The sequence below is a fragment of the Novosphingobium sp. NFX11 genome, assembly GCF_057376415.1.
The window spans coordinates 2,964,121-2,989,975 of the sequence record NZ_CP080384.1 but is presented as its reverse complement, the minus strand read 5'-3'; the positions used below and the strand labels follow the sequence as shown (position 1 = coordinate 2,989,975).

Annotated in this window: 25 protein-coding genes and 5 pseudogenes; 13 read left to right on the top strand and 17 right to left on the bottom strand. The window is 65.3% G+C overall.

Going from position 1 to position 25,855, the window contains the following annotated elements:
- Positions 1 to 37 precede the first annotated feature (37 nt).
- From KZO24_RS15325 to KZO24_RS15285, 9 genes and pseudogenes are all read right to left on the bottom strand, one after another.
- Positions 38 to 406: a HesB/IscA family protein gene (locus KZO24_RS15325; protein ID WP_271182559.1), complete on the bottom strand. Its 369-nt coding sequence runs from the start codon at positions 404 to 406 to the stop codon at positions 38 to 40.
- Entirely contained in the window at positions 403 to 906 is a 504-nt protein-coding gene (locus KZO24_RS15320) for a GNAT family N-acetyltransferase (protein ID WP_271182558.1), read from the bottom strand. The genes KZO24_RS15325 and KZO24_RS15320 overlap by 4 nt, the downstream gene beginning before the upstream one ends.
- Complete coding sequence (locus KZO24_RS15315) at positions 903 to 1,370, bottom strand: SUF system Fe-S cluster assembly protein (protein ID WP_486486563.1); 468 nt, start codon at positions 1,368 to 1,370, stop codon at positions 903 to 905. Before KZO24_RS15315 ends, KZO24_RS15320 begins: the two co-directional genes overlap by 4 nt.
- Positions 1,367 to 2,567, bottom strand: a pseudogene (locus KZO24_RS15310) (aminotransferase class V-fold PLP-dependent enzyme). Before KZO24_RS15310 ends, KZO24_RS15315 begins: the two are co-directional and overlap by 4 nt.
- Positions 2,564 to 3,302: pseudogene (locus KZO24_RS15305) on the bottom strand (SufD family Fe-S cluster assembly protein). The pseudogenes KZO24_RS15310 and KZO24_RS15305 overlap by 4 nt, the downstream one beginning before the upstream one ends.
- Complete coding sequence (gene sufC / locus KZO24_RS15300) at positions 3,299 to 4,051, bottom strand: Fe-S cluster assembly ATPase SufC (protein ID WP_036525708.1); 753 nt, start codon at positions 4,049 to 4,051, stop codon at positions 3,299 to 3,301. The pseudogene KZO24_RS15305 and the gene sufC overlap by 4 nt, the downstream one beginning before the upstream one ends.
- A 3-nt stretch (positions 4,052 to 4,054) precedes the next feature.
- Positions 4,055 to 4,549, bottom strand: a complete 495-nt coding sequence (locus KZO24_RS15295) for an endonuclease domain-containing protein (protein WP_069709257.1) — start codon at positions 4,547 to 4,549, stop codon at positions 4,055 to 4,057.
- Between the two features lie 37 nt (positions 4,550 to 4,586).
- On the bottom strand, positions 4,587 to 6,080 hold the full coding sequence (sufB, locus tag KZO24_RS15290) for a Fe-S cluster assembly protein SufB (protein WP_211150716.1): 1,494 nt from the start codon (positions 6,078 to 6,080) through the stop codon (positions 4,587 to 4,589).
- Between the two features lies 1 nt (position 6,081).
- Positions 6,082 to 6,522: an SUF system Fe-S cluster assembly regulator gene (locus KZO24_RS15285; RefSeq protein WP_008829384.1), complete on the bottom strand. Its 441-nt coding sequence runs from the start codon at positions 6,520 to 6,522 to the stop codon at positions 6,082 to 6,084.
- A 457-nt stretch (positions 6,523 to 6,979) separates the two neighbouring features.
- On the opposite strand from KZO24_RS15285, the pseudogene KZO24_RS15280 reads away from it, so the two are divergent.
- The 4 genes and pseudogenes from KZO24_RS15280 (at position 6,980) to KZO24_RS15265 (ending at position 12,831) form a co-directional block, all read left to right on the top strand.
- Positions 6,980 to 8,028: pseudogene (locus KZO24_RS15280) on the top strand (quinone-dependent dihydroorotate dehydrogenase).
- A gap of 11 nt (positions 8,029 to 8,039) precedes the next feature.
- Entirely contained in the window at positions 8,040 to 9,773 is a 1,734-nt protein-coding gene (gene ggt, locus KZO24_RS15275; RefSeq protein ID WP_271182553.1) for a gamma-glutamyltransferase, read from the top strand.
- Between the two features lie 73 nt (positions 9,774 to 9,846).
- Positions 9,847 to 11,665: pseudogene (locus KZO24_RS15270) on the top strand (AMP-dependent synthetase/ligase).
- A 59-nt stretch (positions 11,666 to 11,724) separates the two neighbouring features.
- Entirely contained in the window at positions 11,725 to 12,831 is a 1,107-nt protein-coding gene (locus KZO24_RS15265; RefSeq protein WP_271182551.1) for a zinc-binding metallopeptidase family protein, read from the top strand.
- On the opposite strand, the gene KZO24_RS15260 is transcribed toward KZO24_RS15265, so the two are convergent.
- Genes KZO24_RS15260 through KZO24_RS15245 form a run of 4 tightly spaced genes read right to left on the bottom strand, consistent with a single transcriptional unit; the run spans position 12,828 to position 14,882 of the window.
- The gene (locus KZO24_RS15260; protein WP_008829389.1) at positions 12,828 to 13,355 is read right to left on the bottom strand and encodes a hypothetical protein; all 528 of its coding nucleotides are present in this window, start codon (positions 13,353 to 13,355) and stop codon (positions 12,828 to 12,830) included. The two genes, KZO24_RS15265 and KZO24_RS15260, sit on opposite strands and share 4 nt — an antisense overlap.
- A gap of 34 nt (positions 13,356 to 13,389) precedes the next feature.
- A complete protein-coding gene (locus tag KZO24_RS15255) occupies positions 13,390 to 14,295 on the bottom strand; it encodes a thiazole synthase (protein WP_486486562.1) in 906 nt (301 codons plus the stop codon).
- A 57-nt stretch (positions 14,296 to 14,352) separates the two neighbouring features.
- Positions 14,353 to 14,565, bottom strand: a complete 213-nt coding sequence (gene thiS / locus KZO24_RS15250; RefSeq protein WP_008831265.1) for a sulfur carrier protein ThiS — start codon at positions 14,563 to 14,565, stop codon at positions 14,353 to 14,355.
- Positions 14,566 to 14,582: 17 nt separating this feature from the next.
- Positions 14,583 to 14,882 (bottom strand): MerC domain-containing protein, encoded by a 300-nt coding sequence (locus KZO24_RS15245; RefSeq protein WP_486486561.1) that lies wholly within the window; start codon positions 14,880 to 14,882, stop codon positions 14,583 to 14,585.
- Positions 14,883 to 15,108: 226 nt separating this feature from the next.
- On the opposite strand from KZO24_RS15245, the gene KZO24_RS15240 reads away from it, so the two are divergent.
- The 5 genes from KZO24_RS15240 (at position 15,109) to KZO24_RS15220 (ending at position 18,176) form a co-directional block, all read left to right on the top strand.
- A complete protein-coding gene (locus KZO24_RS15240; RefSeq protein WP_271182550.1) occupies positions 15,109 to 16,179 on the top strand; it encodes a COX15/CtaA family protein in 1,071 nt (356 codons plus the stop codon).
- On the top strand, positions 16,176 to 16,499 hold the full coding sequence (gene cutA, locus KZO24_RS15235; protein WP_271182549.1) for a divalent-cation tolerance protein CutA: 324 nt from the start codon (positions 16,176 to 16,178) through the stop codon (positions 16,497 to 16,499). The genes KZO24_RS15240 and cutA overlap by 4 nt, the downstream gene beginning before the upstream one ends.
- 134 nt (positions 16,500 to 16,633) lie before the next feature.
- Positions 16,634 to 17,113 carry a 50S ribosomal protein L13 gene (gene rplM, locus KZO24_RS15230; RefSeq protein WP_008831262.1) on the top strand — a complete coding sequence of 160 codons (480 nt, stop codon included), beginning with the start codon at positions 16,634 to 16,636 and terminating at the stop codon, positions 17,111 to 17,113.
- On the top strand, positions 17,113 to 17,631 hold the full coding sequence (rpsI, locus tag KZO24_RS15225; RefSeq protein WP_008831261.1) for a 30S ribosomal protein S9: 519 nt from the start codon (positions 17,113 to 17,115) through the stop codon (positions 17,629 to 17,631). Before rplM ends, rpsI begins: the two co-directional genes overlap by 1 nt.
- 182 nt (positions 17,632 to 17,813) lie before the next feature.
- Complete coding sequence (locus KZO24_RS15220) at positions 17,814 to 18,176, top strand: PAS domain-containing protein (RefSeq protein WP_271182548.1); 363 nt, start codon at positions 17,814 to 17,816, stop codon at positions 18,174 to 18,176.
- A gap of 194 nt (positions 18,177 to 18,370) precedes the next feature.
- Here KZO24_RS15220 and KZO24_RS15215 read toward each other — a convergent pair whose 3' ends face one another.
- Complete coding sequence (locus KZO24_RS15215; protein ID WP_271182546.1) at positions 18,371 to 18,736, bottom strand: winged helix-turn-helix transcriptional regulator; 366 nt, start codon at positions 18,734 to 18,736, stop codon at positions 18,371 to 18,373.
- A gap of 103 nt (positions 18,737 to 18,839) precedes the next feature.
- Between KZO24_RS15215 and KZO24_RS15210 the strand changes: the two genes are divergently transcribed.
- The gene (locus KZO24_RS15210; RefSeq protein ID WP_271182545.1) at positions 18,840 to 19,961 is read left to right on the top strand and encodes an NADH:flavin oxidoreductase; all 1,122 of its coding nucleotides are present in this window, start codon (positions 18,840 to 18,842) and stop codon (positions 19,959 to 19,961) included.
- A 405-nt stretch (positions 19,962 to 20,366) separates the two neighbouring features.
- Here KZO24_RS15210 and phbB read toward each other — a convergent pair whose 3' ends face one another.
- The 3 genes from phbB to KZO24_RS15195 all read right to left on the bottom strand — a co-directional run bounded on the left by phbB (position 20,367) and on the right by KZO24_RS15195 (position 21,976).
- Positions 20,367 to 21,089, bottom strand: a complete 723-nt coding sequence (phbB, locus tag KZO24_RS15205) for an acetoacetyl-CoA reductase (protein ID WP_008831527.1) — start codon at positions 21,087 to 21,089, stop codon at positions 20,367 to 20,369.
- A 129-nt stretch (positions 21,090 to 21,218) separates the two neighbouring features.
- On the bottom strand, positions 21,219 to 21,704 hold the full coding sequence (locus tag KZO24_RS15200; protein WP_486486560.1) for a hypothetical protein: 486 nt from the start codon (positions 21,702 to 21,704) through the stop codon (positions 21,219 to 21,221).
- Positions 21,701 to 21,976 carry a hypothetical protein gene (locus KZO24_RS15195; protein ID WP_486486559.1) on the bottom strand — a complete coding sequence of 92 codons (276 nt, stop codon included), beginning with the start codon at positions 21,974 to 21,976 and terminating at the stop codon, positions 21,701 to 21,703. The genes KZO24_RS15200 and KZO24_RS15195 overlap by 4 nt, the downstream gene beginning before the upstream one ends.
- Before the next feature lie 269 nt (positions 21,977 to 22,245).
- On the opposite strand from KZO24_RS15195, the gene KZO24_RS15190 reads away from it, so the two are divergent.
- The 3 genes and pseudogenes from KZO24_RS15190 to lptE all read left to right on the top strand — a co-directional run bounded on the left by KZO24_RS15190 (position 22,246) and on the right by lptE (position 25,849).
- Positions 22,246 to 22,713 carry a DUF3576 domain-containing protein gene (locus KZO24_RS15190; RefSeq protein ID WP_008831529.1) on the top strand — a complete coding sequence of 156 codons (468 nt, stop codon included), beginning with the start codon at positions 22,246 to 22,248 and terminating at the stop codon, positions 22,711 to 22,713.
- Between the two features lie 69 nt (positions 22,714 to 22,782).
- On the top strand, positions 22,783 to 25,353 hold the full coding sequence (gene leuS, locus KZO24_RS15185; protein ID WP_271182543.1) for a leucine--tRNA ligase: 2,571 nt from the start codon (positions 22,783 to 22,785) through the stop codon (positions 25,351 to 25,353).
- Positions 25,350 to 25,849, top strand: a pseudogene (gene lptE / locus KZO24_RS15180) (LPS assembly lipoprotein LptE). Before leuS ends, lptE begins: the two are co-directional and overlap by 4 nt.
- The last annotated feature ends 6 nt before the right edge of the window (positions 25,850 to 25,855 follow it).

Sequence of the window (25,855 nt, the reverse complement as noted above, 5' to 3'; positions counted from 1 at the left end):
GCTGAGCTTGTCGAAGCCCCCGAGGCAAGGCGTGACCTCAGACCGTGAAGCTTTCCCCACACCCACAGGCGCCCTTGGCATTGGGGTTGGCGAACACGAAACCGGCGGTGAAATCGTCCTCCACCCAGTCCATCGTGCTGCCCACGAGGTACAGCACCGAGGCCCCGTCGATATAGAACAGGCCGCCGGGGGTCTCGATCTTCTCGTCGAACTTGGCTTCCTCGGTCACGTAGTCGACCGAATAGGCGAGCCCCGAGCAGCCCCGACGCGGGGTGGACAGCTTCACGCCGATCGCGCCTTCGGGCGCCTCGCCCATCAGCTTCGCGATGCGGGTTTCCGCGTTCGGCGTCAGGATGACGGCGGCGGGGCGGGCAGGGCGGGTCTTGGTGGTGGTGGTTTCGGTCATGAGAGCCTCTTCTGCCAGAACAGCGCGTGTCCGGTTTCGGGGTCGAGCTGGTAGTCGCCGTAGCCCAGCGATGCGTAGAGTTCCTTGGCGCGCTGGTTCCCGCTCAGCACTTCGAGCGTGATCTTGCAGGCGCCGCGCGTACGGGCCTCGACCTCGATCGCGGCGAACAGGGCGCGGGCGATGCCCTTGCCGCGATGGCCGGGGGCGACGGCGATGTCGTGGATGTTGACCAAAGGGCGCGCCGCGAAGGTCGAGAAGCCGGTGAAGCAGTTGGCGATGCCCACCGCCTCGCCGTCGATTCGCGCGAGCAGGACAAAGGCGCCGGGCACCTGTGCCAGAGCCGGCACCAGCCGTTCGCGCACGTCGTCGGAGAGCGGCTCGCCACCGCCCATCGGATCGCGCGCATAGACGTCGAGCATCGCCACGATCGCCGCCGCGTCGGCAGGATCGGCGAAGTCGGCGCGCGCGATCGCAAGGTCAGGGGCGAGAGTATCGCTCACAGCATTCCCAGTTCCAGCTTGGCCTCGTCGGTCATCTTGGCCATGTCCCACGGCGGATCCCAGACGAGGTTCACTTCGCAGTCGCGCACGCCGGGCACCGCCGAGACGCGCAGTTCCACTTCGCCCGGCATCGATTCGGCGACCGGGCAATGCGGGGTGGTGAGCGTCATGATGACCGACACCGACGCCTCGGGCGAAACCTCGACGCCGTAGATCAGGCCGAGGTCATAGATGTTCACCGGGATCTCGGGGTCGAAGATCTCCTTCAGCGCGTCGATCACGCCGTCGTAGATCGCGCCGCCGGGGTCGGAAGGGTCGATCCCCTGCGGCTTCTCGGCGAGGAACCCGTCGAGATAGTCGCGCTTGCGTTCCTCCGGAGGGGCACGGCATCGTCCACGCGCGCACGCGGAGCGGGGAGCCGCATCGACTTCCTCTACGCTGAATGCAGGCTTCTGGTCACTCATCCGAAAATTCTCCTGGTGCGCTCGATCCCTTTCAGGAGCGCCTCGATATCGCTTTCATCGTTGTAGAGACCGAAGCTGGCCCGCGCCGTCGCGGGGACGCCAAGGTGTTCCATCAGCGGCTGGGCACAGTGGTGCCCGGCGCGGATCGCCACGCCTTCTTCGTCCAATATGGTGCCGAGGTCGTGCGGATGCACCCCGTCGAGCGCAAAACTGACGATGCCGAGCGAATCGTCGGGTCCGAACAGCGTCACGTCGTTGCGCTTGCGTAGTTCGCTGCGCAGGAGGACAGCAAGATCACGCTCGTGCTTTTCGGCGCGGTTCAGGCCGATGGCGGCAAGCCAGTCCATCGCGGCGGCCATGCCGATGGCCTCGACGATGTTGGGCGTGCCGGCCTCGAAGCGCTGCGGCGCGGGGGCGTAAGTAGTCTTCTCGAAGGTGACCTTGTCGATCATCGAGCCGCCGCCGTGCCAGGGCTGCATCCCGTCGAGGATGTCCTTGCGCGCCCAGAGCACGCCGATCCCGGTCGGGCCGTAGAGCTTGTGCGCGGAGAAGGCATAGAAGTCGCAGTCGAACGCCTTCACGTCGAGCGCGAGGCGCGGGGCGGCCTGGCAACCGTCGATCAGCAGCTTCGCGCCGACCGCATGCGCCAGCTTCGCGGCGTGTTCCACGTGGAGCACCGAGCCGAGCACGTTGGATACATGGGCGAAGGCGACCAGCTTGTGCGCCGGGGTCAGGATGCGCGCGGCGGCTTCGAGGTCGATCCGGCCTTCGGCGTCGAGCGGGCAGACGTCGATCTCCACGCCGTTTCGCAGCAACTGCCATGGCACGATGTTGGAGTGGTGCTCCAGCGTCGAGAGCAGGATGCGGTCGCCGGGCTGAAGGTTCGCGGCAGCCCAGCTCTGCGCGACGAGGTTGATCGATCTCGGTCGCCCCGCGCGTGAAGACGATCTCGTCTTCCTCTGCGTTCAGGAACGCGGCGGTGCGGCGGCGGGCCGCCTCGAACGCCAGCGTCATGTCGGCCGAGCGGGCATAGACGCCGCGATGGACGGTCGCATAGTCGCGGCCCATGGCAGCGACGGTGGCGTCGATCACCGCCTGCGGCTTTTGCGCGGTGGCGGCGGTGTCGAGGTAGTGCCAGTCACCCGCCAGACCCGGGAACTGGCTCTTGAGCGCGAGTTCTGCGGTGTCGAGACTCACAGGATCGCCTCCAGACGGGCGATCGCCGCCGCGCTCAGTTCCTCTTCGCCTGCCGCGCCGGTGAAGGCTTCGGCGATGAAGGCCTGCAGCATCAGGCGCTTTGCCTGCGGCGGGGTAAGGCCGCGGCTCATCAGGTAGAACAGGCCCTGTGCGTCGAGTTCGCCCACCGCGCAGCCATGCGCGGCCTTGACGTCGTCGGCGTAGATTTCGAGTTCGGGGCGCGCGTTGGCGGTCGCCGTACGCTCCAGCAGCATGGCGCGGACCGACTGCTCGGCATCGGTGCCGTCGGCGCCGCGCTCCACCGCGATGCGGCCGAGGTAAGTGCCGACCGACTTGCCCGCCAGCACCGTGCGCACGATCTGCTCGGAGGTGGCGTTGAGGCCCGCGTGGGTCACTTCGGTGACGATTTCCAGCGTCTCCTCAGCCGTAGCCAGCTGCGCCGCGCCCAGTGTGAAGTCGGCGCCTTCAGCCAGCCGTACGTCCACCGCGATGCGGCCATAGGCCGGCCCGGCGGTCAGCACGCGAAGATCGAACTTCGCGCCCTTGCCGAGCGTGATGGCGATGTGGCGGGCGACGGCTCCGGCACCGGTCTCGACGATCTGAAGCGTCTCGCTCCGCGCCTTCGGCGACCACGATCTCCTCGGTCACGATCGGCCAGACAGTGCCCAGCGCCGCGATGTCGGAGTAGCGGAAATTCTCGTCCTTGCGGGTGGGGAGGGCGAGTTCGACGTTCATGCCGCCTCCTGCACCACCGCCTCGTAGCCCTCTTCCTCAAGACGCAGGGCAAGGTCGGGGCCACCCGACTTGACGATGCGGCCTGCGGCGAGGACGTGGACGAAGTCCGGTTTCACGTAGTCCAGCAGGCGCTGGTAGTGGGTGATCAGCAGCACCGCCTTGTCGGGTGCGCGCATGATCGCGTTGATGCCTTCGCCGCAGATGCGCAGCGCATCGATGTCGAGGCCGGAGTCGGTCTCGTCGAGGATCGCCAGCTTCGGGTTCAGGATGCCCATCTGCACCATCTCGGCGCGCTTCTTCTCACCGCCTGAGAAGCCGACGTTCACAGGGCGCTTGAGCATGTCCATGTCCATGCGCAGCAGGCCGGCCTTCTCCTTGGCCAGCTTGAGGAATTCGCCGCCCGACAGCGGTTCCTCGCCGCGGCCCTTGCGCTGGGCATTGGCCGCCTCGCGCAGGAACTGGACGAAGGAGACGCCGGGGATCTCGACCGGGTACTGGAAGCCCAGGAACAGGCCCGCAGCAGCGCGCTCGTGCGGTTCGAGTTCGAGCAGGTCCTGCCCGGCGAAGTCCACCGAACCACCGGTCACTTCATAGCCCGGACGGCCGCCCAGCGTGTAGCCCAGCGTCGACTTGCCCGCGCCGTTGGGGCCCATGATCGCGTGGATCTCGCCCGGATTGATGGTGAGCGACAGACCCTTGAGGATCGGCTTGTCGGCGACGTTTGCTGTCAGGTTATCGATCTTGAGCATGGCTTATCCTTCGTCGCTCACGAACGTCCCTGCCGGACGCGAGCCAGCCTTCTTGCGCGCGGAGCGCTTGTCGAAGGGCACGTTGAGTTCGGTGTTGATTTCGCGGACCACGGTATCGACCTGGCCGAGCACTTCCTCTTCCGAGAAGCGCAGCACGCGGATGCCGACTTCGGTGAGCTTGCGGTCCTGCAGTTCGTTGACGTCGGGGTTGGAATCCTCGGCGCTCAGCTGGATCACGATCCAGCGCGAAGGGCAGGCGAAATCGACGATCGCCGAGCCGACGATCGACTGCCGCGTGAACTTCACCCCGCCCAGCTGCGAGCCGGACAGCTTCGCCCACAGCGCCTTCTGCGCCTCGCTGGGGTTGCGGCGCTGGTCCTTGGCGCGCTCCTTCAGCGTTTCGAGGCGCGTGCCGGTGACGGCAAAGCTGGCCTTGGCGTCTGCCTTCGGCCCGTTGGAGGCGAGGCTGATGCCCAAAGTCTTGCGGGCGGCGGTCATGGTTTCTGGTCCTTCGTTATTCATGTCGGGGGAGGGGTCAGCCCACGCTCCCCTCAAGGCTGATGCCCAGCAGCTTCTGCGCTTCCACCGCGAATTCCATCGGTAGCTGCTGCAGCACTTCCTTGGCGAAGCCGTTGACGATCAGCGCCACCGCCTGCTCGGTGTCGAGGCCGCGCTGCATGGCGTAGAACAGCTGGTCGTCGCTGATCTTGCTGGTGGTCGCCTCGTGCTCGATCTGGGCGCTGGGGTTGCGCACTTCGATGTAGGGCACCGTATGCGCGCCGCACTCCTTGCCGAGCAGCAGCGAATCGCACTGGGTGAAGTTGCGCACGCCATCGGCATTGGCGCCCACGCGCACGAGGCCGCGATAAGTGTTGTTGCTCTTGCCTGCCGAGATGCCCTTGGAGATGATCGTCGAGCGGCTGCCCTTGCCGTTGTGGATCATCTTGGTGCCGGTATCGGCCTGCTGGTAGTTGTTTGTGACGGCGACCGAGTAGAACTCGCCCACCGAATCCTCGCCGTTGAGGACACAGCTGGGATACTTCCACGTCACCGCAGAGCCGGTTTCCACCTGGGTCCAGCTGATCTTCGAACGCGCGCCCTGGCAAAGCCCGCGCTTGGTGACGAAGTTGTAGATGCCGCCCTTGCCGTTGGCATCGCCCGGATACCAGTTCTGGACGGTGGAGTACTTGATCTCCGCATCTTCCATCGCGACCAGTTCAACGACGGCGGCGTGAAGCTGGTTCTCGTCGCGCATCGGGGCGGTGCAGCCTTCGAGGTACGAGACGTAGCTGCCCTTTTCGGCGACGATCAGGGTGCGCTCGAACTGGCCGGTGTTCTCCGCGTTGATGCGGAAATAGGTGCTCAGCTCCATCGGGCAGCGCACGCCCTCGGGGATGTAGACGAAGGTGCCGTCCGAGAAGACCGCGCAGTTCAGCGTAGCGAAGTAGTTGTCATGGACGGGCACCACGCGGCCCAGCCACTTCTTCACCAGTTCGGGGAATTCGCGGATCGCCTCGGAGATCGAGCGGAAGATTACGCCCGCCTGTTCCAGCTCCTTGCGGAAAGTGGTGGCGACCGAGACCGAATCGAACACCGCGTCCACCGCGACCTTGCGCGCACCCTCGACGCCGGCGAGCACTTTCTGCTCCTCCAGCGGAATGCCCAGCTTCTCGTAGACGCGCAGGATCTCGGGATCGACTTCGTCGAGGCTGGCGAGCGCATCCTTCTTCTTGGGCGCAGCCCAATAGTAGGATTCCTGATAGTCGATCGGCGGAATATCGAGCTTCGCCCAGTCCGGCGGGGTCATCTCCAGCCACTTTGCGTAAGCCTTCAGGCGCCAGTCGAGCATCCACTCCGGCTCGTCCTTCTTGGCCGAGATGAAGCGGATGGTGTCTTCGGACAGGCCCTTGGGGCCGTATTCCTGCTCGATGTCCGAGGACCAGCCGTGCTCGTACTCGGCGACGCGGGCAGCAGCCTCGCGCGCGGCCTGATCGCGTTCTGGCGCGATGGGGAGGGTTTCTTCGGTCATCTCAAACTTCCTCGACGAGCTGGGTCAGCGCCACCTGGGCGAGCGCCCCGCGCACGGCCGCATTAACCTGCGGCCAGTGGCCTTTTACGTTGCAACAGGATTCCAGCGTGCAATCGCTTTTCGCGCGATCGATGCAGGCGGTGAGGGCGATCGGCCCTTCCACCGCCTCGACGATGTCCGCCAGCGAGATCGTGGCGGGAGGCCGTGCGAGTCGCAGACCCCCACCGACACCGCGCGACGAACGCATCAGTCCGGCTGCGGAGAGCTTACTCACCAGCTTCTGGACGGTAGGAGCAGGCAGGCCGGTTTCTTCCGCCAGCTGGGCGGCCGAAATGCGCGCACGCTTGCCGCCCGCCTGCTCGATGAGCGAGCAGGTGCCGCAATGCCGCGCCGCAGCGGACATTATGACGACGGCATAGTCTGTCATACTCGACAGGCGCATGAACGGGCTTTCCGGTTCCTGTGTTTAAATCGGATCAATTCTTTCCGATTTGCACCTAGTGCAGCGCGCGGCGGGTTTCAATGGCCGTTTCGCACCTGCGAGCGGTTCGCACGGTTGATCGCTGCCGCGCCATAGCTCGTCGCAAAAGATACGCAAGCCATGGAAAAAGGCTTGCTTAACGGTCGATCTGTGGGAGCTTGCCGTCAAGAAGCGCGAAAAAGGCGGTTCCCGATCGAAATCGGAAACCGCCTTAAGTTATAAAGAACTCGAGCGCATCCCGCTACGAGCCCTTCGGGTCGCAGGACTCGTGTATGCTCCGGATGGGGCGATTTATTGTATAAACGCGACACGTTCGCAGGTCCGGATGGCTCGGGATGGCCTCTAACGGGCTTTTTCATCTCGCACCGCAGCAGAAGAAGCGTTTGAGCAACACTGCCGGGGGCGTTATGCGGCGCTCGTGCTCTATTCTCTCATCCGACCCGCCCTTTTCCGAATCGAGGCCGAGAAGGCCCATGGTCTTGCGCTCAAGGCCCTGAAGCTATCCGGCCCCGGCAGCGCGCCGCGCACCGATTCGGCTTTGGCCAGCACCGTGGCGGGGATCGCCTTCCCCGGTCCGGTCGGCATGGCTGCCGGGTTCGACAAGGATGGTGAAGTGCCGGACGCGCTGCTCGGCCTGGGCTTCGGGTTTGCGGAAGTCGGTTCGATCACCCCGCTACCGCAGGCCGGCAACCCGCAGCCGCGCCTGTTCCGGCTGGTCGAGGACCGCGCGGTCATCAACCGGATGGGCTTCAACAATGGCGGCGCGCAGGACGCGGTCTACCGGCTGGAGGCGCGTGTGCAGCGTCCGGGCGTCGTCGGCATCAACATCGGCGCGAACAAGGATCTCGACCGACCGCGTCAACGATTATGCGATCATGGCGCGGCTGATGGCGCCGCTGGCGGGCTATCTTGCGGTCAATATCTCCAGTCCGAACACGCCGGGTCTGCGCGCTCTGCAGGACGAGATCGGCGTTGACCGGGCTGCTCGAGGCGGTGATCGACTCGCGCGACGAGGCTTGCGGCGCAGGCCACCGGCCTCCGGTCTTCCTCAAGGTTGCACCCGATCTCTTGCCTGCCGACGTCGACGCCATCGCGCGAATCGCCATCGACAAGCAGTTGGGCGCGCTGATCGTGTCCAACACCACGATCTCGCGGCCACCGCTGGCCTCGCAGCACAAGGGAGAAACCGGCGGCCTCTCCGGCGCGCCGCTGCGTGATCTGGCGCAGCAGCGCCTGCGCGATTTCCGCAAGGCGACCGGCGGCGCGGTGCCGCTGGTCGGCGTGGGCGGAATCGCCAATGCGGCGGACGCCTGGGCGCGCATCCGGGCGGGGGCGAGCCTCGTCCAGCTTTACAGCGCCATGGTCTACGAAGGGCCGGGCATCGCCAAGGCCATCAACAAGGGCTTGCTCGAACTGATGCGCCGCGATGGCTTCGCATCGATTGCAGAGGCGGTTGGAACCGAATAAGCCTTTCTGCAATGTCCGGAAAGCTGATCCTGGGGCTGACTGCCTCGCTCGCCCTCTCTGGTTGTGCCGCGACGACGGCGACCATCCCTTCGCAACCCACTGCGAGCAGCCCTGCCGTAACCGGACCTGCCGTTTTCGACGCCGGTATGGTCAGCGCTGCCGATCCTCGTGCGGCGGAGGCGGGGGCCTCGATTCTCCGCCGCGGCGGCAGCGCCACCGACGCGGCGATCGCGACGATGCTGGCGCTAACCGTGGTCGAGCCGCAAAGCTCGGGCATCGGCGGCGGCGGCTTCCTGATGCTCGGCAACGAGAAAGGCGAGGTCGAATCGTGGGACGGGCGCGAGACTGCGCCGAAGACTGCGACGCCCGCGCGCTTCCTCGATGCCTCGGGCCAGCCGCTGCCGTTCCGCACCGCTGTCATTGGCGGACGCAGCGTCGGCGTGCCGGGTAACCTCGCGCTTGCCGCCAAGATTCACGCCGAGCACGGGCGCTTGCCGTGGGCGGAGCTGTTCCAGCCCGCGATCGACCTTGCGCGCGAGGGCTTCATGCTCTCGCCGCGTGGGTTCCAGTCGCTCTCGCGGCAGCCCGACACCGGCGCCCATGATGCGCAGGCGCGAGGCATCTACTACGGCGCGGATGGCAAGCCGCTTCCCGTCGGCACGACGATCCGCAACCCGGCGCTGGCGAGCACGCTGGAAATGCTCGCAGCCAAGGGGCCGGAAGGGTTCTACAAAGGGGACCTCGCGCGGGAGATCGCCGCCAAGGTCGCGGCCGAAACCCCTGCGGACGGCAGGATGACCGAGGCGGACATCGCCGCTTTCGCGGCGAAGGAGCGGCCGAGCACCTGCGCGAAGTACCGGGTCTACAAGATCTGCAGCATGGGGCCGCCGTCTTCGGGCGCGACCACGGTGCTGGCGACACTGATCCAGTTGGAGGGCTTCGACCTCGGCAAGCTCGGGCCGGACTCGCCGGTCGCCTGGCACCTCATCGCCGAATCCGAGCGGCTGGCTTATGCCGATCGCGACCTGTTCCTTGCCGATCCCGATTTCGTGAAGGTGCCGGTCGCGGCGCTGATCGATCCGGCTTACCTCAAGCGGCGCGGGGCGCTGATCTCCGCCGATCGGACGATGCCGACCGTGAGCGCCGGGTTGCCGGCGCCGAAGCTGGCTCTCGGCAAGCATTATGCCGAACACGGCACCTCGCACTTCGTCGTCGTCGACAGGCAGGGCGACGTCGTCTCGTGGACTTCGACGATCGAAAGCGCTTTCGGTTCGGGCATCATGGTTGGCGGGTTCTACCTGAACAACGAACTGACCGATTTCAGCTTCGCGCCCGAAAAGGACGGCGCGGTCGTCGCCAACCGGGTCGAGGGCGGCAAGCGTCCGCGCAGTTCGATGGCGCCCACCATCGTCTATGGCCCAGACGGCAAGCTGCTTTTCGTCGTCGGCGCCGCAGGCGGGGCGACGATCCCGGTACAGGTCATCCGCGCGCTGGTCGGCGTGCTCGACTGGAAGCTGCCGGTGGACAAGGCACTGGCGTTGCCCGTGCTTTTCGCGCCGACCGATACGATCAACGTCGAGAAGGGCTCGCCGCTGGAGGCGATGATACCGGCGCTGCAGGCGCTCGGCCATACATCGGTCCGGGCGATGGAGATGCCGCTCAAGACCAACGGGGTGCTGGTGGTGGACGGCAAGCTGATGGGATCGGGCGATCCGCGCACCGAAGGTGTCGCCGTTTCGCAGTAAGCTTGTGGCAACCCGCCAGCCCACCTAGACGTTCGCCTACGATAGAAGATTTGAGGATACACCGGGGGCCGCCATGGACATTGCCGATTTCGATAGCAGCGCCAACGTCGTGTCGCTTTTCCTCGCCCGCGCCGACGCGCTGGGCGAGGCGCCGATGCTTTGGGCCAAGCGTGATGGCCAGTGGCGCTCGATCAGTTGGGCCGATGCGGCGCGCCGGGTATGCCTGATCGCCGCATCGCTGCGCCGCATGGGCCTGCAGGATGGCGAGCGCGTGCTGATCGTCTCGGAAAACCGGCCCGAGTGGTGCCTTGCCGACCTTGCGATCATGGTGGCGGGCTGCGTGACGGTGCCGACTTACACCACCAACACGACGCGCGATCACATCCACATTCTGGAGAATTCCGGCGCCCGAGCGGCGATCGTCTCGACCGCGAAGCTGGGCAAGGCGCTGCTGCCGGCCGTGGTGCAGACCGACATGTGCCGGCAGGTCATCGGCATGGAGCCGCTCGTGCCGATGCAGGGCGGGGCCTATGAAACGCATATCTGGGACGAACTGCTCGAAGGTGATGCCACCTCGGCGCGCGCCGAGGTCGATCGGCGGATCGCGGACATCGGCCGTACCGACCTTGCCTGCATCATCTACACCAGCGGCACCGGCGGCGCGCCGCGCGGGGTGCGCCAGCATCACGGCATGCTGCTGTCCAACGTGGCGGGCGCCGCGCAAATCATCGAGCAGGACTTCGGCTGGGATCGGGGGCCGGACAAGCGCGAGATTTTCCTTTCGTTCCTGCCGCTCAGCCACGCTTACGAGCACACCGGCGGCCAGTGGCTGCCGATCGGGCTGGGCGGGCAGATCTATTATTCGGAAGGCCTCGACAAGCTCGCCGCCAATATCGAGGAAGTGCGCCCGACCGTGATGGTCGTGGTGCCGCGCCTGTTCGAGGTGCTGCGCACCCGCATCATGAAGCAGATCGAGAAGCAGGGCGCCGTCGCCAACCGCCTCATGGACTGGGCGATCGGCGGGGGCATGCGCCGTCTGAACGGCAAGCGCGGGCTGCTCGACTATCCGCTCGATCTGGTGATCGAGCGGACCCTCCGGCCCAAGATCCGCGCCCGCTTCGGCGGGCGAATGAAGGCGCTGGTCTCGGGCGGGGCGCCGCTCAACCCGGAGATCGGCGTCTTCTTCGACGCGATGGGGCTGACGCTGTTGCAGGGCTACGGCCAGACCGAGTCGGGGCCGATCATCAGTTGCAACCGCCCGTCGGCAGGCGTGAAGTTCGACACCGTCGGCCCGCCGATGCGCGGGGTCGAGGTCAGGATCGCCGCGGACGGCGAGATTCTCGTGCGCGGGGAACTCGTGATGTCGGGTTACTGGCAGAACGAGGCGGCGACGGCGAACGTGCTCAAGGACGGCTGGCTCCATACCGGCGACATCGGCCATATCGACGATCGCGGGCGCATTGCCATCACCGACCGCAAGAAGGACATGATCGTCAACGACAAGGGCGACAACGTCTCTCCGCAGAAGGTCGAGATCGATGCTGACGCTCCAGCCGGAGATCGCGCAGGCGATGGTCTACGGTGACCGCAAGCCCTACATCGTCGGCCTGATCGTCCCCGACGCCGACTGGGCGCTGCAGTGGGCACGGGATAACGGCGAGACTTTCGATTTCCGCAAGCTGCAGGGGCTTCCGGCATTCCGCACCGCGCTGCGCAATGCGATCGACCGGGTCAACGCCGACCTCTCGGTGATCGAGAAGGTGCGTCAATACGCCTTCGCCGACGAGCCGTTCTCGATCGAGAACGAGGAGATGACCCCGAGTCTCAAGATCCGCCGGCACAAGCTCAAGGAACGGTACGGCACTCGGTTGGACGCGCTTTATCGCGCGTAAGGAAACGGTGGCGCGCTTCCTGCGTTGACGGGGCAAACGTCAATTACAGCGAGTGCGCCATGCGTGCCTTCCCCTGCCCGAACTGCCGCCGCCTGAATCATTTCGAAGTCCGGGTTTGCCCCGGCTGCCAGGCCACCCTTGGCTACGATCCCGAAATCGACGGCTTCCGCTTCCTGGCCGACGGCGCGACTGTCTGGCGCGATGCGCAAGGCGAGGTGGCGGATGTCGTCGTCTGCGCCAACAACAACGACTACCAGATCTGCAACTGGCTGGTGGCGAGCGACGACACCACGCCGATGTGCCGCGCCTGCCGCCACAACCGCACGATCCCGGACTTGTCCGAACCCTCGGTGCCGCCGCGCTGGGGCAGGATCGAGGCGGCCAAGCGGCGGCTGTTCCACACGCTGATGAGGCTGGGCCTCCCGCTGGAAACCAAGGCCGAGGAAGGTCCAGGAACACAGGGCCTCGCCTTCGATTTCCTCTACGATGCGGCGGCGGAGCAGGCGGGCAGTCCGCGAATCTTCACCGGTCACGACGGCGGCGTCATCACGCTCAACCTGATCGAGGCCGACGATGCCGAGCGTGAGCGGATGCGCCATGCGATGGGCGAGCCCTATCGCACCCTGCTCGGCCATTTTCGGCATGAAGTGGGCCACCACTACTGGTCGCGGCTGGTCGAGACCGATCCGGCCGAACTGGAGGCTTTCCGCACGATATTCGGTGATGAGCGGATCGACTATCAACAGGCGCTGCAGGCGCACTACAATGATGATGGGTCGAAAGTGTGGACCGACGCTTTCGTCAGCTTCTACGCGACCTCCCATCCGTGGGAGGATTTTGCAGAGACCTTCGCGCATTACCTGCACATCGTCGATGTTCTGGCGACGGCGGGCGGTTTCGACCTGTCGCTGGCTCCGCTGCCGGGCGACGAGGTCGGGCTGGAAGTGGAGCTGGATTTCAATCCCTACACGGCTGACACCCGTGCGCTGACCGAAGCGATGGGGCCGCTCTCCTTTGCGATGAACGCGATCAACCGCTCGATGGGGCAGCCGGATCTTTACCCCTTCCATCTGTCCGACGCGATCGTCGCCAAGCTGGACTACGTCCACAACCTGGCGGCGAAGGCACGGGCAGGGGGCTCTGTCGTCGAGCCGGTACCGGCTTAAGCGGCTTCCTTCTCGATGAACTCGGGATAGAAGCTCGGCTCGCGGTCGGACCAGCCGGGCGCGGTGGCGGCGGCTTCGCTGATCGAGTGGAGCAGGGTGCGGCGGCGGTCAGGGCGGATCTGCGGCAGTGCTGCGGCTCCGCAGAAGGCCCCCGGGAGCCACGGCCGTGCCCAGCCGCCTAGCAGGCGCTCGTAGAGGAAGCGGAAGGCGGAGAAGCTCGTCAGGCGTTCCTGCGCGAGGTCGAATGCGGCCATCCGCACCAGCTTGCCCATGAAGGCGTCGACGTCGTCGAAGCTGTAGTCGTCCGGCCGCATCGCGCGCAGGGCCTTGAGGTCCTGATAGGCGACGTACTGCTTTCGGATCGAGGCCAGTTCGTCCTCGTCGCGCGCCCAGAGCTTGAAGGCATCCTGGCGGCCGAGGCCGATATCGAGGCTGCGCCGGATATAGCGCTGCTCGCTGGGGGAGAAGCTGGCGAATTCGCGCAGCTCGTTGATCGTCAGACTAGCCGTACCTGTGTGGGCCATCGTGATTGTCCCTGATGTGTCGGGAAGATCCCCGTCACGAGTCGGATTTAACCACGATCATCCTTTCTGGACGGTTTACGATGCAAAGGTTTGTATGCGCAGTTTGCCGTCGGAAACGGGAAAGGTGGGAAGCCCGTCCCGTTTCGGTACGGAGGCACTCAGATGAGGCCGGCGAGGGGCTCGACGGATCGGCGTAGCGGCGCTGGCCCATGCGACCGGCGAGGTAGGCGTGGCGACCGGCCTCGACTGCCAGCTTCATGGCGCGGGCCATGCGGACAGGCTCTTTCGCCTCGGCGATCGCGGTGTTCATCAGCACGCCATCGCAGCCCAGTTCCATCGCCACGGCGGCTTCCGAAGCGGTGCCGACGCCCGCGTCGACCAGCACCGGCACCTTGGCGCCCTCGACGATGAGGCGCACGGTCACCTTGTTCTGGATTCCGAGGCCCGAGCCGATCGGCGCGCCTAGCGGCATCACCGCGACGGCGCCCGCTTCTTCCAACTGCTTGGCGGCGATCGGATCGTCGACGCAGTAGACCATCGGCAGGAAGCCTTCGTTCGCGAGGATTTCGGTGGCCTTCAGCGTTTCGCGCATGTCGGGGTAAAGCGTGCGGGCCTCGCCCAGCACTTCGAGTTTCACCAGATCCCAGCCGCCGGCCTCGCGCGCCAGGCGCAGAGTGCGGATGGCGTCTTCGGCCGTAAAGCAGCCGGCGGTGTTGGGAAGGTAGGTAATCTTCTTCGGGTCGATGAAGTCGGTCAGCATCGGCGCCTTGGGGTCCGACACGTTGACACGGCGCACCGCGACGGTGACGATTTCCGCGCCCGAGGCTTCCACGGCGGCGGCGTTCTGCGCGAAGTCCTTGTACTTGCCCGTGCCCACGATCAGGCGCGAGGTGAAAGTACGACCGGCAACAGTCCAGGTATCGGCGGGGAAATCGGTCACGAAGCGCGTCCTTTCGGGGAAGCGTGAATCAGGAAAAGCGGGGGCAGGGCGGCCCGATCAGCCGCCGCCGACGAAGTGGACGATCTCCAGCACATCGCCTTCGGACAAGGTCACGTCGGCAAGCGTCGAGCGCGGCGCGATCTCGGCATTGTGCTCGACCGCGACCTTCTTCGGGTCGAGGCCGATCTGCGCGACGAGGTCGGCAATGCTGGAACCGGCGGCAATGCGGCGCGGTTCGCCATTCACGGTAAGCAGGATTTCGGCAGCCATGGCTTGCCGAATAGCGCTCAACAGGCGCCGTGCAAGTTCCGAATGTGCGCGAAGGCGACGAGGCTGACGCCTGCGATCGTCAGCACGGTCTCCTCGATCCCGTGATCGACGAGGAGGGCGATGCCCATCAACGTCAGGCCCGAAGCACCGATCGCCAGCGGCGCGACCCGCCCGTGGCGCAGCACGCCGAAGCCGAGCGAAATGATGCCCACGACCAGAGCCATCGCCAGTCCGATGCGGTGGATACTGGGCGAAAGAAGCGCTTCGCCGCCCAGTCCCAGCACGCCGACAAGCACGACGCCCAGGATGCAATGCACCGCACACAGCCCGCTCAGGATGATTCCGGCACGGTCGAGGCGGTTACGAGATCGCAAGAAGGGCAGTACGCATGGGCAGCCATCTATGTAACGTTGTATCATTTCGCAAGGGCCGGACGCAAAATTTTCACGCAGGACTCGTCGAAAACACGTGCCGTCGAACGCCCTCTTGCGCAAATGCCCGCAAAATCGCAGGAATCGCCCGCATGACGGAAGAAGCAGACGCATGAGAGTGAACGACGGTCGCCCGATCATCGGGACAAGTGATGATATCGCCCCGATGGTGCGCTGGCTCCTGAGTGTTGCGGTGCTGGTGGTGCTGATCGTCGCGGTCGGCGGGATCACCCGGCTCACCGAGTCGGGCCTTTCCATCACGCAATGGAAGCCGCTGACCGGCGCCATCCCGCCGCTCACCGACGCTCAGTGGCAGGCCGAGTTCGCTCGCTACAAGCAGATCCCGCAGTATCTCGACGTCAATGGCCCGGCAGGCATGACGCTGGCGCAGTACAAGTTCATCTACTTCTGGGAATGGTTCCACCGTCTTCTGGCGCGCACGATCGGCCTCGTCTTCGCGGTTCCGCTGGCGTGGTTCTGGTACAAGCGCACGATTCCCGGCGGCTACAAGCCGCGCCTGCTGGCGCTGTTGGCGCTGGGCGGCCTGCAGGGCGTCGTCGGCTGGTGGATGGTCTCCTCCGGCCTCAGCGCCGAGGCGCTCGACCGGGTGAGTCACTTTCGCCTCGCCGCGCACTTGCTGGTGGCGCTTTTCACGCTGGGCGGGCTCGTCTGGACCGCGCTGGACCTCAAGGCGATGGAGCGGGGAGAGCAGCGCGCGCGGCTGACCCGCTTCGGCGCCCTGGCGCTGGGCATGCTGGCGCTGCAACTGTTCATGGGCGCGATGGTGGCGGGCCTGCGTGCCGGTTACATCGCCGGCGCCGGCTGGTGGAGTTGGGACGCCTGGCCGCTGATGCAGGGCAGCTTCTTCCCCGAAGGCGTCGATTGGGCGCGCGGGTTCTTCTCCTCGCTGGTCAACGATCCCTACCTCACGCACTTCATTCACCGCTGGTGGGCCTGGGCCATCGTCGTGGTGCTCGTCGTCATGGGCCGCAGGCTCAAGGCGAAGCACGAGCGGCTAGTCTCGGTCGCGGTGCACTGTGCGTTCGGGACGCAGGTGCTGCTGGGCATCTTCACGGTGTGGTCCGGCGTGACCTTGTGGATCGCCGTGGCGCACCAGCTTTGCGGTGCACTGCTGGTCGCCGCGACGGTGTGGGGCGCGCATGCCCTCGGTCGCCGGGGATGACAGGCGGTGCGCTCGTCTGGTGCCCGTTCCCCGACGAGGACGCGGCGCTGGAGGTGATCGACGCCATGCTCCACGAATCGCTGGCGGCCTGCGCGAACATCGTGCCCGGTATTGTCAGCGTCTTCGTCTGGAACGGCGAACGCGGGACGTCGCGCGAGGTCGGGGTGCTGTTCAAGACCCGGGCGGAACTGCTGGATGCTGCCGTCGCCCGGGTGGCGCAACGGCACCCTTACGAAGCGCCCGCCGTGCTCGGCTGGCGCTGCGATGCCGGAGCGCCGGGAACGCTGGCAGGGCTGGGCGGATTGCCGCTGCCTGCTTGAAGGTATTATTTTACCTCTCTGCAATCCCGCGCATTGCTTGACTTACGCAGCCATTTCGACGATTTGGCCGCCTTCCGCGCTATCAGGGGATTCGCTCCCGTGGCTGGCGCTCGAATTATAGGGAATGACCAGCCATGAAGGCGCTCACGAAGGTCACCCGGTCGATCAAGCCGGCCGAGGTGGAGAAGAAGTGGCATCTGATCGATGCCGAGAATCTGGTTGTAGGCCGTCTGGCCGTGATCATCGCCGACCTGCTGCGCGGCAAGCACAAGCCCAGCTTCACCCCTCACGTTGATTGCGGCGACCACGTCGTCATCATCAACGCGGAGAAGGTGCGCTTCACGGGCAACAAGCTCAAGCAGCAGACCTACTACAAGCACACCGGTTATGCCGGCGGCATCAAGGAAGTCACCGCGGACAAGGTCCTCGCCGGTCGCTTCCCCGAGCGCGTGCTTGAAAAGGCTGTCGAGCGCATGATTCCCCGTGGTCCGCTCGGCCGTGACCAGATGCGCGCCCTGCACGTCTACGCCGGCACCGAGCACCCGCACGGTGGCACCCAGCCCGAAGCGCTCGACGTCGCTTCGATGAACCGCAAGAACAAGGTGGGCGCATAATGTCCGACAACGAAACCGTGCAGAGCCTGTCCGACCTCGCGGACATCGCCGGCAACGTCACCGTCGGTGACGAGACCGTGGCAGCCGCTCCCGTCTCGAACGCTCCGCTGCGCGAGCAGCAGATCGACGCGCAGGGCCGCGCTTACGCCACCGGCCGCCGCAAGGACGCCGTTGCCCGCGTGTGGATCAAGCCCGGCTCGGGCAAGATCATCGTCAACGGCCGTGACCAGGAAGTCTACTTCGCACGTCCGACCCTGCGCCTCGTGATCAACCAGACCTTCCAGGTCGCTGGCCGCGAAGAGCAGTACGACGTCATCGCCACCGTCAAGGGTGGCGGTCTGTCGGGCCAGGCCGGCGCTGTGAAGCACGGCATCGCCCAGGCTCTCGCCAAGTACGAGCCGGCCCTGCGCTCGGCCGTCAAGGCAGCCGGCTTCCTCACCCGCGACAGCCGCGTGGTCGAGCGTAAGAAGTACGGCCGCGCCAAGGCACGCCGCAGCTTCCAGTTCTCGAAGCGTTAATCGCTTTCAGAGTTTCGGCTACAAAAGGGGTCGCGGGAAACCGCGGCCCTTTTTCGTTATGCCCAATGTGGGATGCCGAGCGCAGACAAGGCGCCAAGACTTTGAATTTCCCGACTCGGCGTTGCGTTTTACGGCATCGGTCTGGTACGCATTTCAGCCTGCTCGGCTGGAGTTGACCTGAGATGGAAACAACGGTTCCCTCGGAACTACGCGACTTTCTGGCATCGCTGCCGATGGCGCTGGCTCTGGCATCTATCGAGGGGGATCATCCGCTTCTGTTCGTCAATGAGCGTTTCAGCGAACTGACCGGCTATTCCGGTGACGACGTGATCGGTCGCAACTGCCGCTTCCTGCAGGGCGATACGCGGGATGGGCAAGCCCATGCGAAGTTCCGCGCCTTCCTGCACAACGACGACACCATGTCGGCCAGGGCGCCGATCATCAATTTCCGGCGAGACGGTTCGGCCTTCGTGAACCTGCTCTACCTGACACGGTTGCGGGCGGAATCGGGCGAGACACTATCCTGGGCTCGCAGTTCGATGTGAGCCGAGTGGAGGTCGAGCGCTTGCAGGCGTACGACAGGGATCTGGCACGGGCGCTGACCGGCCTCGGCCCCCTGAGCGTGGGGTGCGGCATTGCCATCGATGATGCGCTTGCGGTCATCGGAGATCTCGGTCAGCCTGATGACGCAGGCGCATTTACGGCTGCTCGACCCTTCGTTCAGCCTGAATTGACTGGGTCAGGCGACAAGGCGCCGGTCGTACTCCACCCGAGCTTTCTCCACGTCTTGCATGTTGACGATCGTCCAGCCGTACAGCGCCTTGAACGGAGTCTGCAACGAGCGGCCCAGCGGAGTGATCTCATACTCCACCCCGATGGGGGATGCGGCGATGACCCGTCGCTCGAGCAATCCGTTGCGCTCCAGCCGCCGCAGGCACTGGGTAAGCGCCTTTTGAGTCACGCCCTCCAGATGGCGCTTGATGCCGTTGAAGCGCATCGGTCCGGCATCGAGGACCGTCAGCACCATCATCGACCACTTGTCGGCGATCTGGTCGAACAGCAGGCGGCTCGGGCAATCGACGGAGAAATGCTCGCATTCCGGCATCAAGGTATCCCTGGATATACTTGCGCACCATAAGGTGCCTCATTGACGTCAGGTATCCAATATATACCTAAACGGCTCCCCAGCAAACCGGAGTTCCTCCGCAATGACCGCAAGTGCCACCGACGTTCTGTTCAAGCCGTTCCGCATCGGCTCGCTGGACCTTCCCAACCGCATCGTCATGGCGCCGATGACCCGGGCCTTCGCCGCCGAGGGCATCCCCGGCGAGGCGCAGGCCGCTTATTACCGCCGCCGGGCCGAAGGTGGTGTCGGCCTGATCCTGTCCGAAGGCACGGTGATCGACCGCCCTGCCTCTCGCAACGATCCGGGGATCCCCTTCTTCCATGGTGAGCCTGCCCTGGGCGGCTGGAAGCAGGTAATCGATGCGGTGCACGGAGCAGGCGGCCGCATGGGGCCGCAATTGTGGCACACCGGCGCGACCAAGAGCTTCATGACCGAGTGGGTGCCCGATGCGCCCGTCGAGAGCCCGTCGGGCTACGATGCGCCCGATGTCCCGCGCGGCAAGGCGATGAGCGAGGAAGCCATCGCCGACAGCGTGGCCGCGTTCGCTCGTGCTGCGGCCGATGCAAAGCGGCTTGGCTTCGACGTGGTCGAACTGCACGGTGCGCATGGCTACCTCATCGACCAGTTCTTCTGGTCGGGCAGCAACCTGCGCACCGACCGCTACGGCGGCGCGACCATTCGCGAGCGTTCGCGCTTCGCGGCCGAAGTCGTGGCGGCGGTGCGCGAGGCGGTAGGGCCGGGCTATCCCCTGATCCTGCGCTTGAGCCAGTGGAAGCAGCAGGACTATGCCGCGCGCCTTGCCGAGACTCCGGACCTCATGGCGGACTGGCTACAGCCTCTGGTCGAGGCGGGCGTGGACGTCCTGCACTGTTCGCAGCGCCGTTTCTGGGAGCCCGAGTTCCCGGAGATCGACGGCGAGAACGGGTTGAACTTCGCCGGCTGGGCCAAGAAGCTCACCGGTGCCACCACCATCAGCGTCGGGTCAGTGGGACTTTCCGGCGATTTCATGGCTGCGTTCGGTGGCGAGGGCTCGTCGAGCGTCGGCCTCGATCGACTCGTGGAACGCATGGAACGCGATGAGTTCGACCTGATCGCCGTTGGCCGCGCGCTCATCACCGATCCCGACTGGGTCTCCAAGGTGCGTGATGGAAATGCGGGCGAATTGAAGGGCTTCGAGGCAGCGGCGCTTGCCGAACTCGTCTGACGTCCGAAGAGAACAAATGTGGAACACATAGGATTTTTCCTATAGGGTGCTCGGCGGCGGCGCTTCTGCCGTCGATCCCTTGGAGGAAAAGCCAGTGTCGTTTGCTGACTTGTGCCTCTTCCTTGGGGCCTTGTTCGCCTTTGCCACCCTCATCCTGAAGGTGGTGGAGGTTAAGGGCCGGAAGTAGGCGACGGGTGGGGGATGCGTTGCAGCGTGTCCCCCAGACGTTGAGCTCTACGCCCTGAAACGACTAAGCCCCCGCCGTTGCAGCGGCGAGGGCTTGATCCACATGGCCACAGGCCAGTGTCGTTTGCGGCGTTAACTCTACGCTTTTCGGGCGATGAGTTCAAGTTGCGCCTGTTGTTGCGCCAAATGCGAGTCCGCCAGGCTATTCGCCTGCCATCCTCAGTACATATGCTGGCCGCCGTTGATGCTCAGCGTCGAACCGGTAACGAACGCCGCGTTCTCCGAGCACAGGAAGGCACAGCCACGTGCGATCTCGTAGGCGCTGCCGAGGCGACCCACCGGAATCTTGGCGACGATCTTCTCCAGCACCGGCGGCGGCACGGCGGCGACCATGTCGGTATCGATATAGCCCGGCGCGATCGCATTGACGGTCACTCCGTACTTGGCACCTTCCTGCGCCAGCGCCTTGGTGAACCCGTGGATACCGCTCTTTGCAGCGGCATAGTTCACCTGGCCGTACTGGCCGGCCTGTCCGTTGATCGAACCGATGTTGACGATGCGGCCCCAGCCACGCTCGCGCATGCCCGAGAAGGTCGCCTTGGCGGTGTTGAAGCAGCCGCCGAGGTTGACGCGCATGACGTCGTTCCAGTCGTCGAAGCTCATCTTGTGGAGCACGCCGTCGCGGGTGATCCCTGCGTTGTTGATCACGATGTCGATCGGACCGATTTCAGACGCGATGCGCGCGCAGCTGTCCTGCGTCGCCTCGAAGTCACCCACGTCCCACTTGTAGGAGGGGATGCCGGTGCGCTCCGTGAAGGCGGCTGCCTTTTCTTCGTTGCCTGCGTAATTCGCGACGACGGTGTGACCGCGTTCCTTCAGTGCGAGCGAAACAGCTTCGCCAATACCCCGGGTTCCGCCGGTTACAATTGCAACGCGCGCCATATGCTTAGCCTTTCGTTGTGAGCATCCACCGACGACAAGGCTATGGAAGGATTATGACGGCCGCAAGGCCGACTATTGACCTAAACGCACCAATATTGATTGCAGATTTTGCAAGCAATATTGCTCGGATCAGAACTTGAACTGGGTGCCCACGTAAACGGCCTGGCTGTCCTGCTTGCCATCGGTCAGCGGGACCAGTCGTTCGCGTTCCTGCGAGTAGCGCACGCCCGCAGTCACATCGAGATTCTCCGTCACGCGATAGGCGCCGCCGAGATCGACCTCGCTGCCATCGACAGCGAAAGTACGTGGGGCACGGCCCGAGGCTTTCTTTTCGTCGAGAGAGATGCGGGGGCTGAAGCGTGATTCGTCGTGCTTGGTCGGGCCGGGCGACAGGCTGAATTTCTTGAGGTCAGGCAGTTCCGCCATCGGTCTGTTGGTGGCCTGCGGCACCAGATTCTGGGCGAAGTTCTGGTACCCGCGCGAGACGCCAAGGTTGAAGGCGGTGGGGGCGATACGCAGGCGTGCGGGATCCTGGTTGGCCTGTGCGAGCGGAGCGCGGCCGTGAACTATAATCGCCTGTGCCGCTTCCGGATCGACGCGCACCGCGACAGTCACGGCGCGATCCGAGCGATTGGGCGTGCCTGCGGGTGTAAAGGGAACAGGTCGCCTTTGGCGAGCGAGCGCATCGCGATCGCCTGCGACAGGTTCTCCTGAGTGGTTTCCGGAGTAAGCAGATCGATCTGCCCGGAAGTTGCCGAGGCGTTGCTCTTGAAGTCCGTCGAGAATGCGAGAACTGCGCTCGGCAGCGCAAGCAGGGTAACGCAGCCTGCCAGAAGCAGGCTTCCCTTCATGCCTCCCCGGGTTGCGCCCTCACGCTCGGTACTCATCGAATGCCCCTGTCCGCTACTTGCCGATCGACCATCACGGAAACGCCGCAAAGGAAGTGCCATGATCGTCGGCGCAGATTAACACGGCCTGAGTGGCGGGGCAAAGGAGGAGCGCGCTCGTTCAGGACGCGCTCATCCAAGCCCTGCTTGGGACGGCGCATCGGAAAGGCGCTCTTGCCGCTGGCCCACTGGCGGTTATAGAGGCGTTTTGACGACAGGCTCGGCGCGCGCCGCGTCTGCAGCCTCTGACACCGGATTTGGGAACGAACATGAAAGCCAGCACCGACAACGGCCTCTTCACCGTGCGCACGCTGACGACCGTGGGCATCTGCGCCGCGGCGGCGCTGGCACTGGCCGGTTGCGGCGGTGGCAGGAAGAAGGAGCAGGCCAAGCTCGCGCCTTCGCAGGTTACCACGATCGGCGTGAACAGCTACTTGTGGCGCGCCAGCCTCGATTCGGTTTCGTTCATGCCGCTGCTCCAGTCGGACAGCGCCGGCGGCGTCATCATCACCGACTGGTACGTGAATCCCAAGACTCCGACCGAGCGCGTGAAGGTGTCGATCGCGATCCTCGACCAGGACCTGCGCGCCGATGCGCTGCGCGTCACCGCCGTGCGCGAAGTGGCGCAGGGCGGTGGCTGGGTCGCCGCGCCGGTACAGGCCGCGACGGTGCAGAAGCTCGAGGACATCATCCTCACCCGTGCCCGCGACCTGCGCCGCGATTCGATCGGCGGTTAAGAATTATCGGGCGGCCCTTGCGGCCGCCCGTTCATTTGGCGGGCCGGTCCCGCAGGAGTTTAGACAAAGATGACCGAGCGGTTCGATCCCGCACAGGCGGACACGCGCTGGCAGGCTGCGTGGGACGAAGCGCAGAGCTTCCGCGCCGACGACACTTCCACGAAGCCGCGCAGCTACGTGCTGGAGATGTTCCCGTATCCCTCGGGCCGCATCCACATCGGCCACGTCCGCAACTACACGATGGGCGACGTGCTGGCGCGCTACAAGCGGATGAAGGGCTTCGAAGTCCTGCACCCGATGGGCTGGGACGCCTTCGGCATGCCGGCCGAGAACGCGGCGATGGAAAAGGGCGTCCACCCCGGCGGCTGGACGCGCGAGAACATCGCCAACATGAAGGCCCAGCTCAAGCGCCTGGGCTTCGCGCTCGACTGGAGCCGCGAGATCGCGACCTGCGAGCCGGAATATTACGGCCAGGAACAGGCGCTGTTCCTCGACCTGTACGAACACGGCCTGGTCTACCGCAAGGAATCCGCGGTGAACTGGGATCCGGTCGACCAGACCGTGCTGGCGAACGAGCAGGTGATCGACGGGCGCGGCTGGCGCTCGGGCGCACTGGTCGAGAAGCGCAAGCTCTCCCAGTGGTTCCTCAAGATCACCGACTTCGCCGACGAACTGCTCGACGGCCTCTCCACCCTCGACAAGTGGCCCGAGAAGGTCCGTACGATGCAGGAGAACTGGATCGGGAAGTCACAGGGCCTGCAGTTCAGCTTCGACCTTTCGACCGGTGGAAAGGTGGAGGTCTACTCGACCCGCCCGGACACGATCTTCGGCGCAAGCTTCGTTGCCGTTGCCGCCGATCACCCGATCGCGCAAGGCGCGGCCGAAGGGCGACCCGAAGTTCAGGACTTCATCGCGCTGTGCAAGCAGGGCGGCACCACCGCCGCAGAGCTTGAAACGGCCGAGAAGCTGGGCTTCGATACCGGCATCACCGCGAAGCACCCGTTCTCGGGCGCACAGCTGCCGGTCTACATCGCCAACTTCGTGCTGATGGACTACGGCACCGGCGCGGTCATGGCCGTGCCGGGCCACGACCAGCGCGACTTCGAATTCGCGACCAAGTACCAGCTTCCGATCGCGCGCGTCGTCGCGGCGAGCGCCGAGGAGGCTGACAAGCCCTTCGACGGCGAGTCCGAGGCGGGCGACGGCGTTCTGGTGAACTCCGACTTCCTGAACGGCCTGAGCGTCGCGGAGGCCAAGGCCGCCGTCATCGCCCGCGCTGAAGGCGAAGGCTGGGGCGAGGGCAAGACGGTGTGGCGCCTGCGCGACTGGGGCGTTTCGCGCCAGCGCTACTGGGGCACGCCGATCCCGTTCATCCACTGCGAGGTCTGCGGCGTGGTGCCGGTGCCCAAGAAGCACTTGCCCGTCGTGCTGCCCGAGGACGTCGATTTCCAGACGCCGGGCAACCCGCTGGTGCGCCACCCGACCTGGAAGCATGTCGACTGCCCGCAGTGCGGCCACCCGGCCCGCCGCGAGACCGACACGCTCGACACTTTCGTCGATAGCTCGTGGTACTTCCTGCGCTTTGCCAGCCAGCCTGACGACCGCCCGTTCGACCCGGCAAAAATTGCCGAGTGGCTTCCGGTGGAGCAGTACATCGGCGGCATCGAGCATGCGATCCTGCACTTGCTCTACGCCCGCTTCTGGACCCGCGCGCTGGCCCGCATCGGCAAGATCGAGGTCAAGGAACCGTTCGGCAGCCTGTTCACGCAGGGCATGGTCACGCATGAGACGTATAGCGTCTTCGACATTGCCCCTGAGAACACGACTCAGATTGGCGGCTCCCATGAGCATTGGGATAAGCCCGTTGGCCGAGAGTATTTTGTATCGCCAGCCGAGATCGAACGGCGGGACGGCAAGGTATATGAGATAGCGACTGGCCGCCCTGTTATCGTCGGCCGCGTCATCAAGATGTCGAAGTCGAAGAAGAACGTCGTCGATCCCGACGAGATCGTCGCGACGTACGGCGCTGACGCGATCCGCTGGTTCATGCTGTCCGACAGCCCGCCCGAGCGCGACCTGCCGTGGTCCGAAGCGGGCATCGAAGGCTGCGGCCGCTTCGTCCAGCGCTTGTGGCGTCTGTTCGCGCAGTACGATGCGGCGGCCACGGGTGAAGACAAGGCGCTGGACCGCAAGGTTCACCAGACCGTGGATGCTGCGGCGCGCGACATCGAATCGCTCGGCTTCAACAAGACCGTGGCGCGCATCTACGAACTGACCGGCGCGGTCGAGAAGGCCCAGCCCTCCGCCAGCCGTTCCGCCGCGATTCGCACGCTGCTGCTGCTGGTTTCGCCGATGATGCCGCACCTTGCCGAAGAGGCCTGGGCCTCGATCGGAGAGGGCCTGATCGCCGATGCCGCCTGGCCCGAGGTCGATCCGGCGCTGCTGGTGGATGACGAGGTCACCGTGGCCGTTCAGGTCAAGGGCAAGCTGCGCGATACCCTCACCGTCGCCAAGGGCACTTCGAAGGAAGACCTCGAGGCGCTTGCCCTTGCCAGCGAGAAGGTGCAGCGTGCGCTGGATGGTGCGGAAATTCGCAAGGTGATCGTGGTGCCCGACCGACTGGTAAATCTCGTCGCGTGAAGGCTTTAGTCGCCCTCACCGCCGCCATGCTGCTCGCCGGGTGCGGGTTGCAGCCGATGTACGCCGGCGGCGGCAATGCCGCCGTCGCGCAGGGGCTTGCCGCCGTCGAGGTCTCGGCGATCCAGGGCAGGGCAGGCTGGCTGGTGCGTAACGCGCTGGTCGACGAGCTTGGCGTCTCGGGTGCAAGGGCGTGGCGCCGAAGTATCGGCTGGATGTGCGTCTCGACGACAAGCTGGAAAGCTTCGCGCTGCTCTCCGACGATACCGTCGGCCGCGAGCGCCGTACGTTGCGCGCACGCTATCAGCTTGTGGAGGTGGGCAGCGGCGAAGTCGTGCTCGACCAGACTGCAGGCTCCGATGCGGGAATCGATGTCGTTTCTTCGGACTACGCGACGATCGCCGCCGAGCAGACGGCCTTGGAGAACATGTCCAAGGATATCGCCACGCGCATCGTCACCAACATCGCGCTGCGTCTGCGCGGTGAAACTGCCCAGTAAAGGGCC

Bases quoted from the DNA above. Each gene is read 5' to 3' on its own strand.
- KZO24_RS15325 (WP_271182559.1), bottom strand. From the start codon at position 406: ATGACCGAAACCACCACCACCAAGACCCGCCCTGCCCGCCCCGCCGCC.
- KZO24_RS15315 (WP_486486563.1), bottom strand. From the start codon at position 1,370: ATGAGTGACCAGAAGCCTGCATTCAGCGTAGAGGAAGTCGATGCGGCT.
- sufC (WP_036525708.1), bottom strand. From the start codon at position 4,051: ATGCTCAAGATCGATAACCTGACAGCAAACGTCGCCGACAAGCCGATC.
- KZO24_RS15295 (WP_069709257.1), bottom strand. From the start codon at position 4,549: ATGACCGCCGCCCGCAAGACTTTGGGCATCAGCCTCGCCTCCAACGGG.
- sufB (WP_211150716.1), bottom strand. From the start codon at position 6,080: ATGACCGAAGAAACCCTCCCCATCGCGCCAGAACGCGATCAGGCCGCG.
- KZO24_RS15285 (WP_008829384.1), bottom strand. From the start codon at position 6,522: ATGCGCCTGTCGAGTATGACAGACTATGCCGTCGTCATAATGTCCGCT.
- ggt (WP_271182553.1), top strand. From the start codon at position 8,040: ATGTCCGGAAAGCTGATCCTGGGGCTGACTGCCTCGCTCGCCCTCTCT.
- KZO24_RS15265 (WP_271182551.1), top strand. From the start codon at position 11,725: ATGCGTGCCTTCCCCTGCCCGAACTGCCGCCGCCTGAATCATTTCGAA.
- KZO24_RS15260 (WP_008829389.1), bottom strand. From the start codon at position 13,355: ATGGCCCACACAGGTACGGCTAGTCTGACGATCAACGAGCTGCGCGAA.
- thiS (WP_008831265.1), bottom strand. From the start codon at position 14,565: ATGGCTGCCGAAATCCTGCTTACCGTGAATGGCGAACCGCGCCGCATT.
- KZO24_RS15240 (WP_271182550.1), top strand. From the start codon at position 15,109: ATGAGAGTGAACGACGGTCGCCCGATCATCGGGACAAGTGATGATATC.
- cutA (WP_271182549.1), top strand. From the start codon at position 16,176: ATGACAGGCGGTGCGCTCGTCTGGTGCCCGTTCCCCGACGAGGACGCG.
- rplM (WP_008831262.1), top strand. From the start codon at position 16,634: ATGAAGGCGCTCACGAAGGTCACCCGGTCGATCAAGCCGGCCGAGGTG.
- rpsI (WP_008831261.1), top strand. From the start codon at position 17,113: ATGTCCGACAACGAAACCGTGCAGAGCCTGTCCGACCTCGCGGACATC.
- KZO24_RS15220 (WP_271182548.1), top strand. From the start codon at position 17,814: ATGGAAACAACGGTTCCCTCGGAACTACGCGACTTTCTGGCATCGCTG.
- KZO24_RS15215 (WP_271182546.1), bottom strand. From the start codon at position 18,736: ATGCCGGAATGCGAGCATTTCTCCGTCGATTGCCCGAGCCGCCTGCTG.
- KZO24_RS15210 (WP_271182545.1), top strand. From the start codon at position 18,840: ATGACCGCAAGTGCCACCGACGTTCTGTTCAAGCCGTTCCGCATCGGC.
- phbB (WP_008831527.1), bottom strand. From the start codon at position 21,089: ATGGCGCGCGTTGCAATTGTAACCGGCGGAACCCGGGGTATTGGCGAA.
- KZO24_RS15195 (WP_486486559.1), bottom strand. From the start codon at position 21,976: ATGAGTACCGAGCGTGAGGGCGCAACCCGGGGAGGCATGAAGGGAAGC.
- KZO24_RS15190 (WP_008831529.1), top strand. From the start codon at position 22,246: ATGAAAGCCAGCACCGACAACGGCCTCTTCACCGTGCGCACGCTGACG.
- leuS (WP_271182543.1), top strand. From the start codon at position 22,783: ATGACCGAGCGGTTCGATCCCGCACAGGCGGACACGCGCTGGCAGGCT.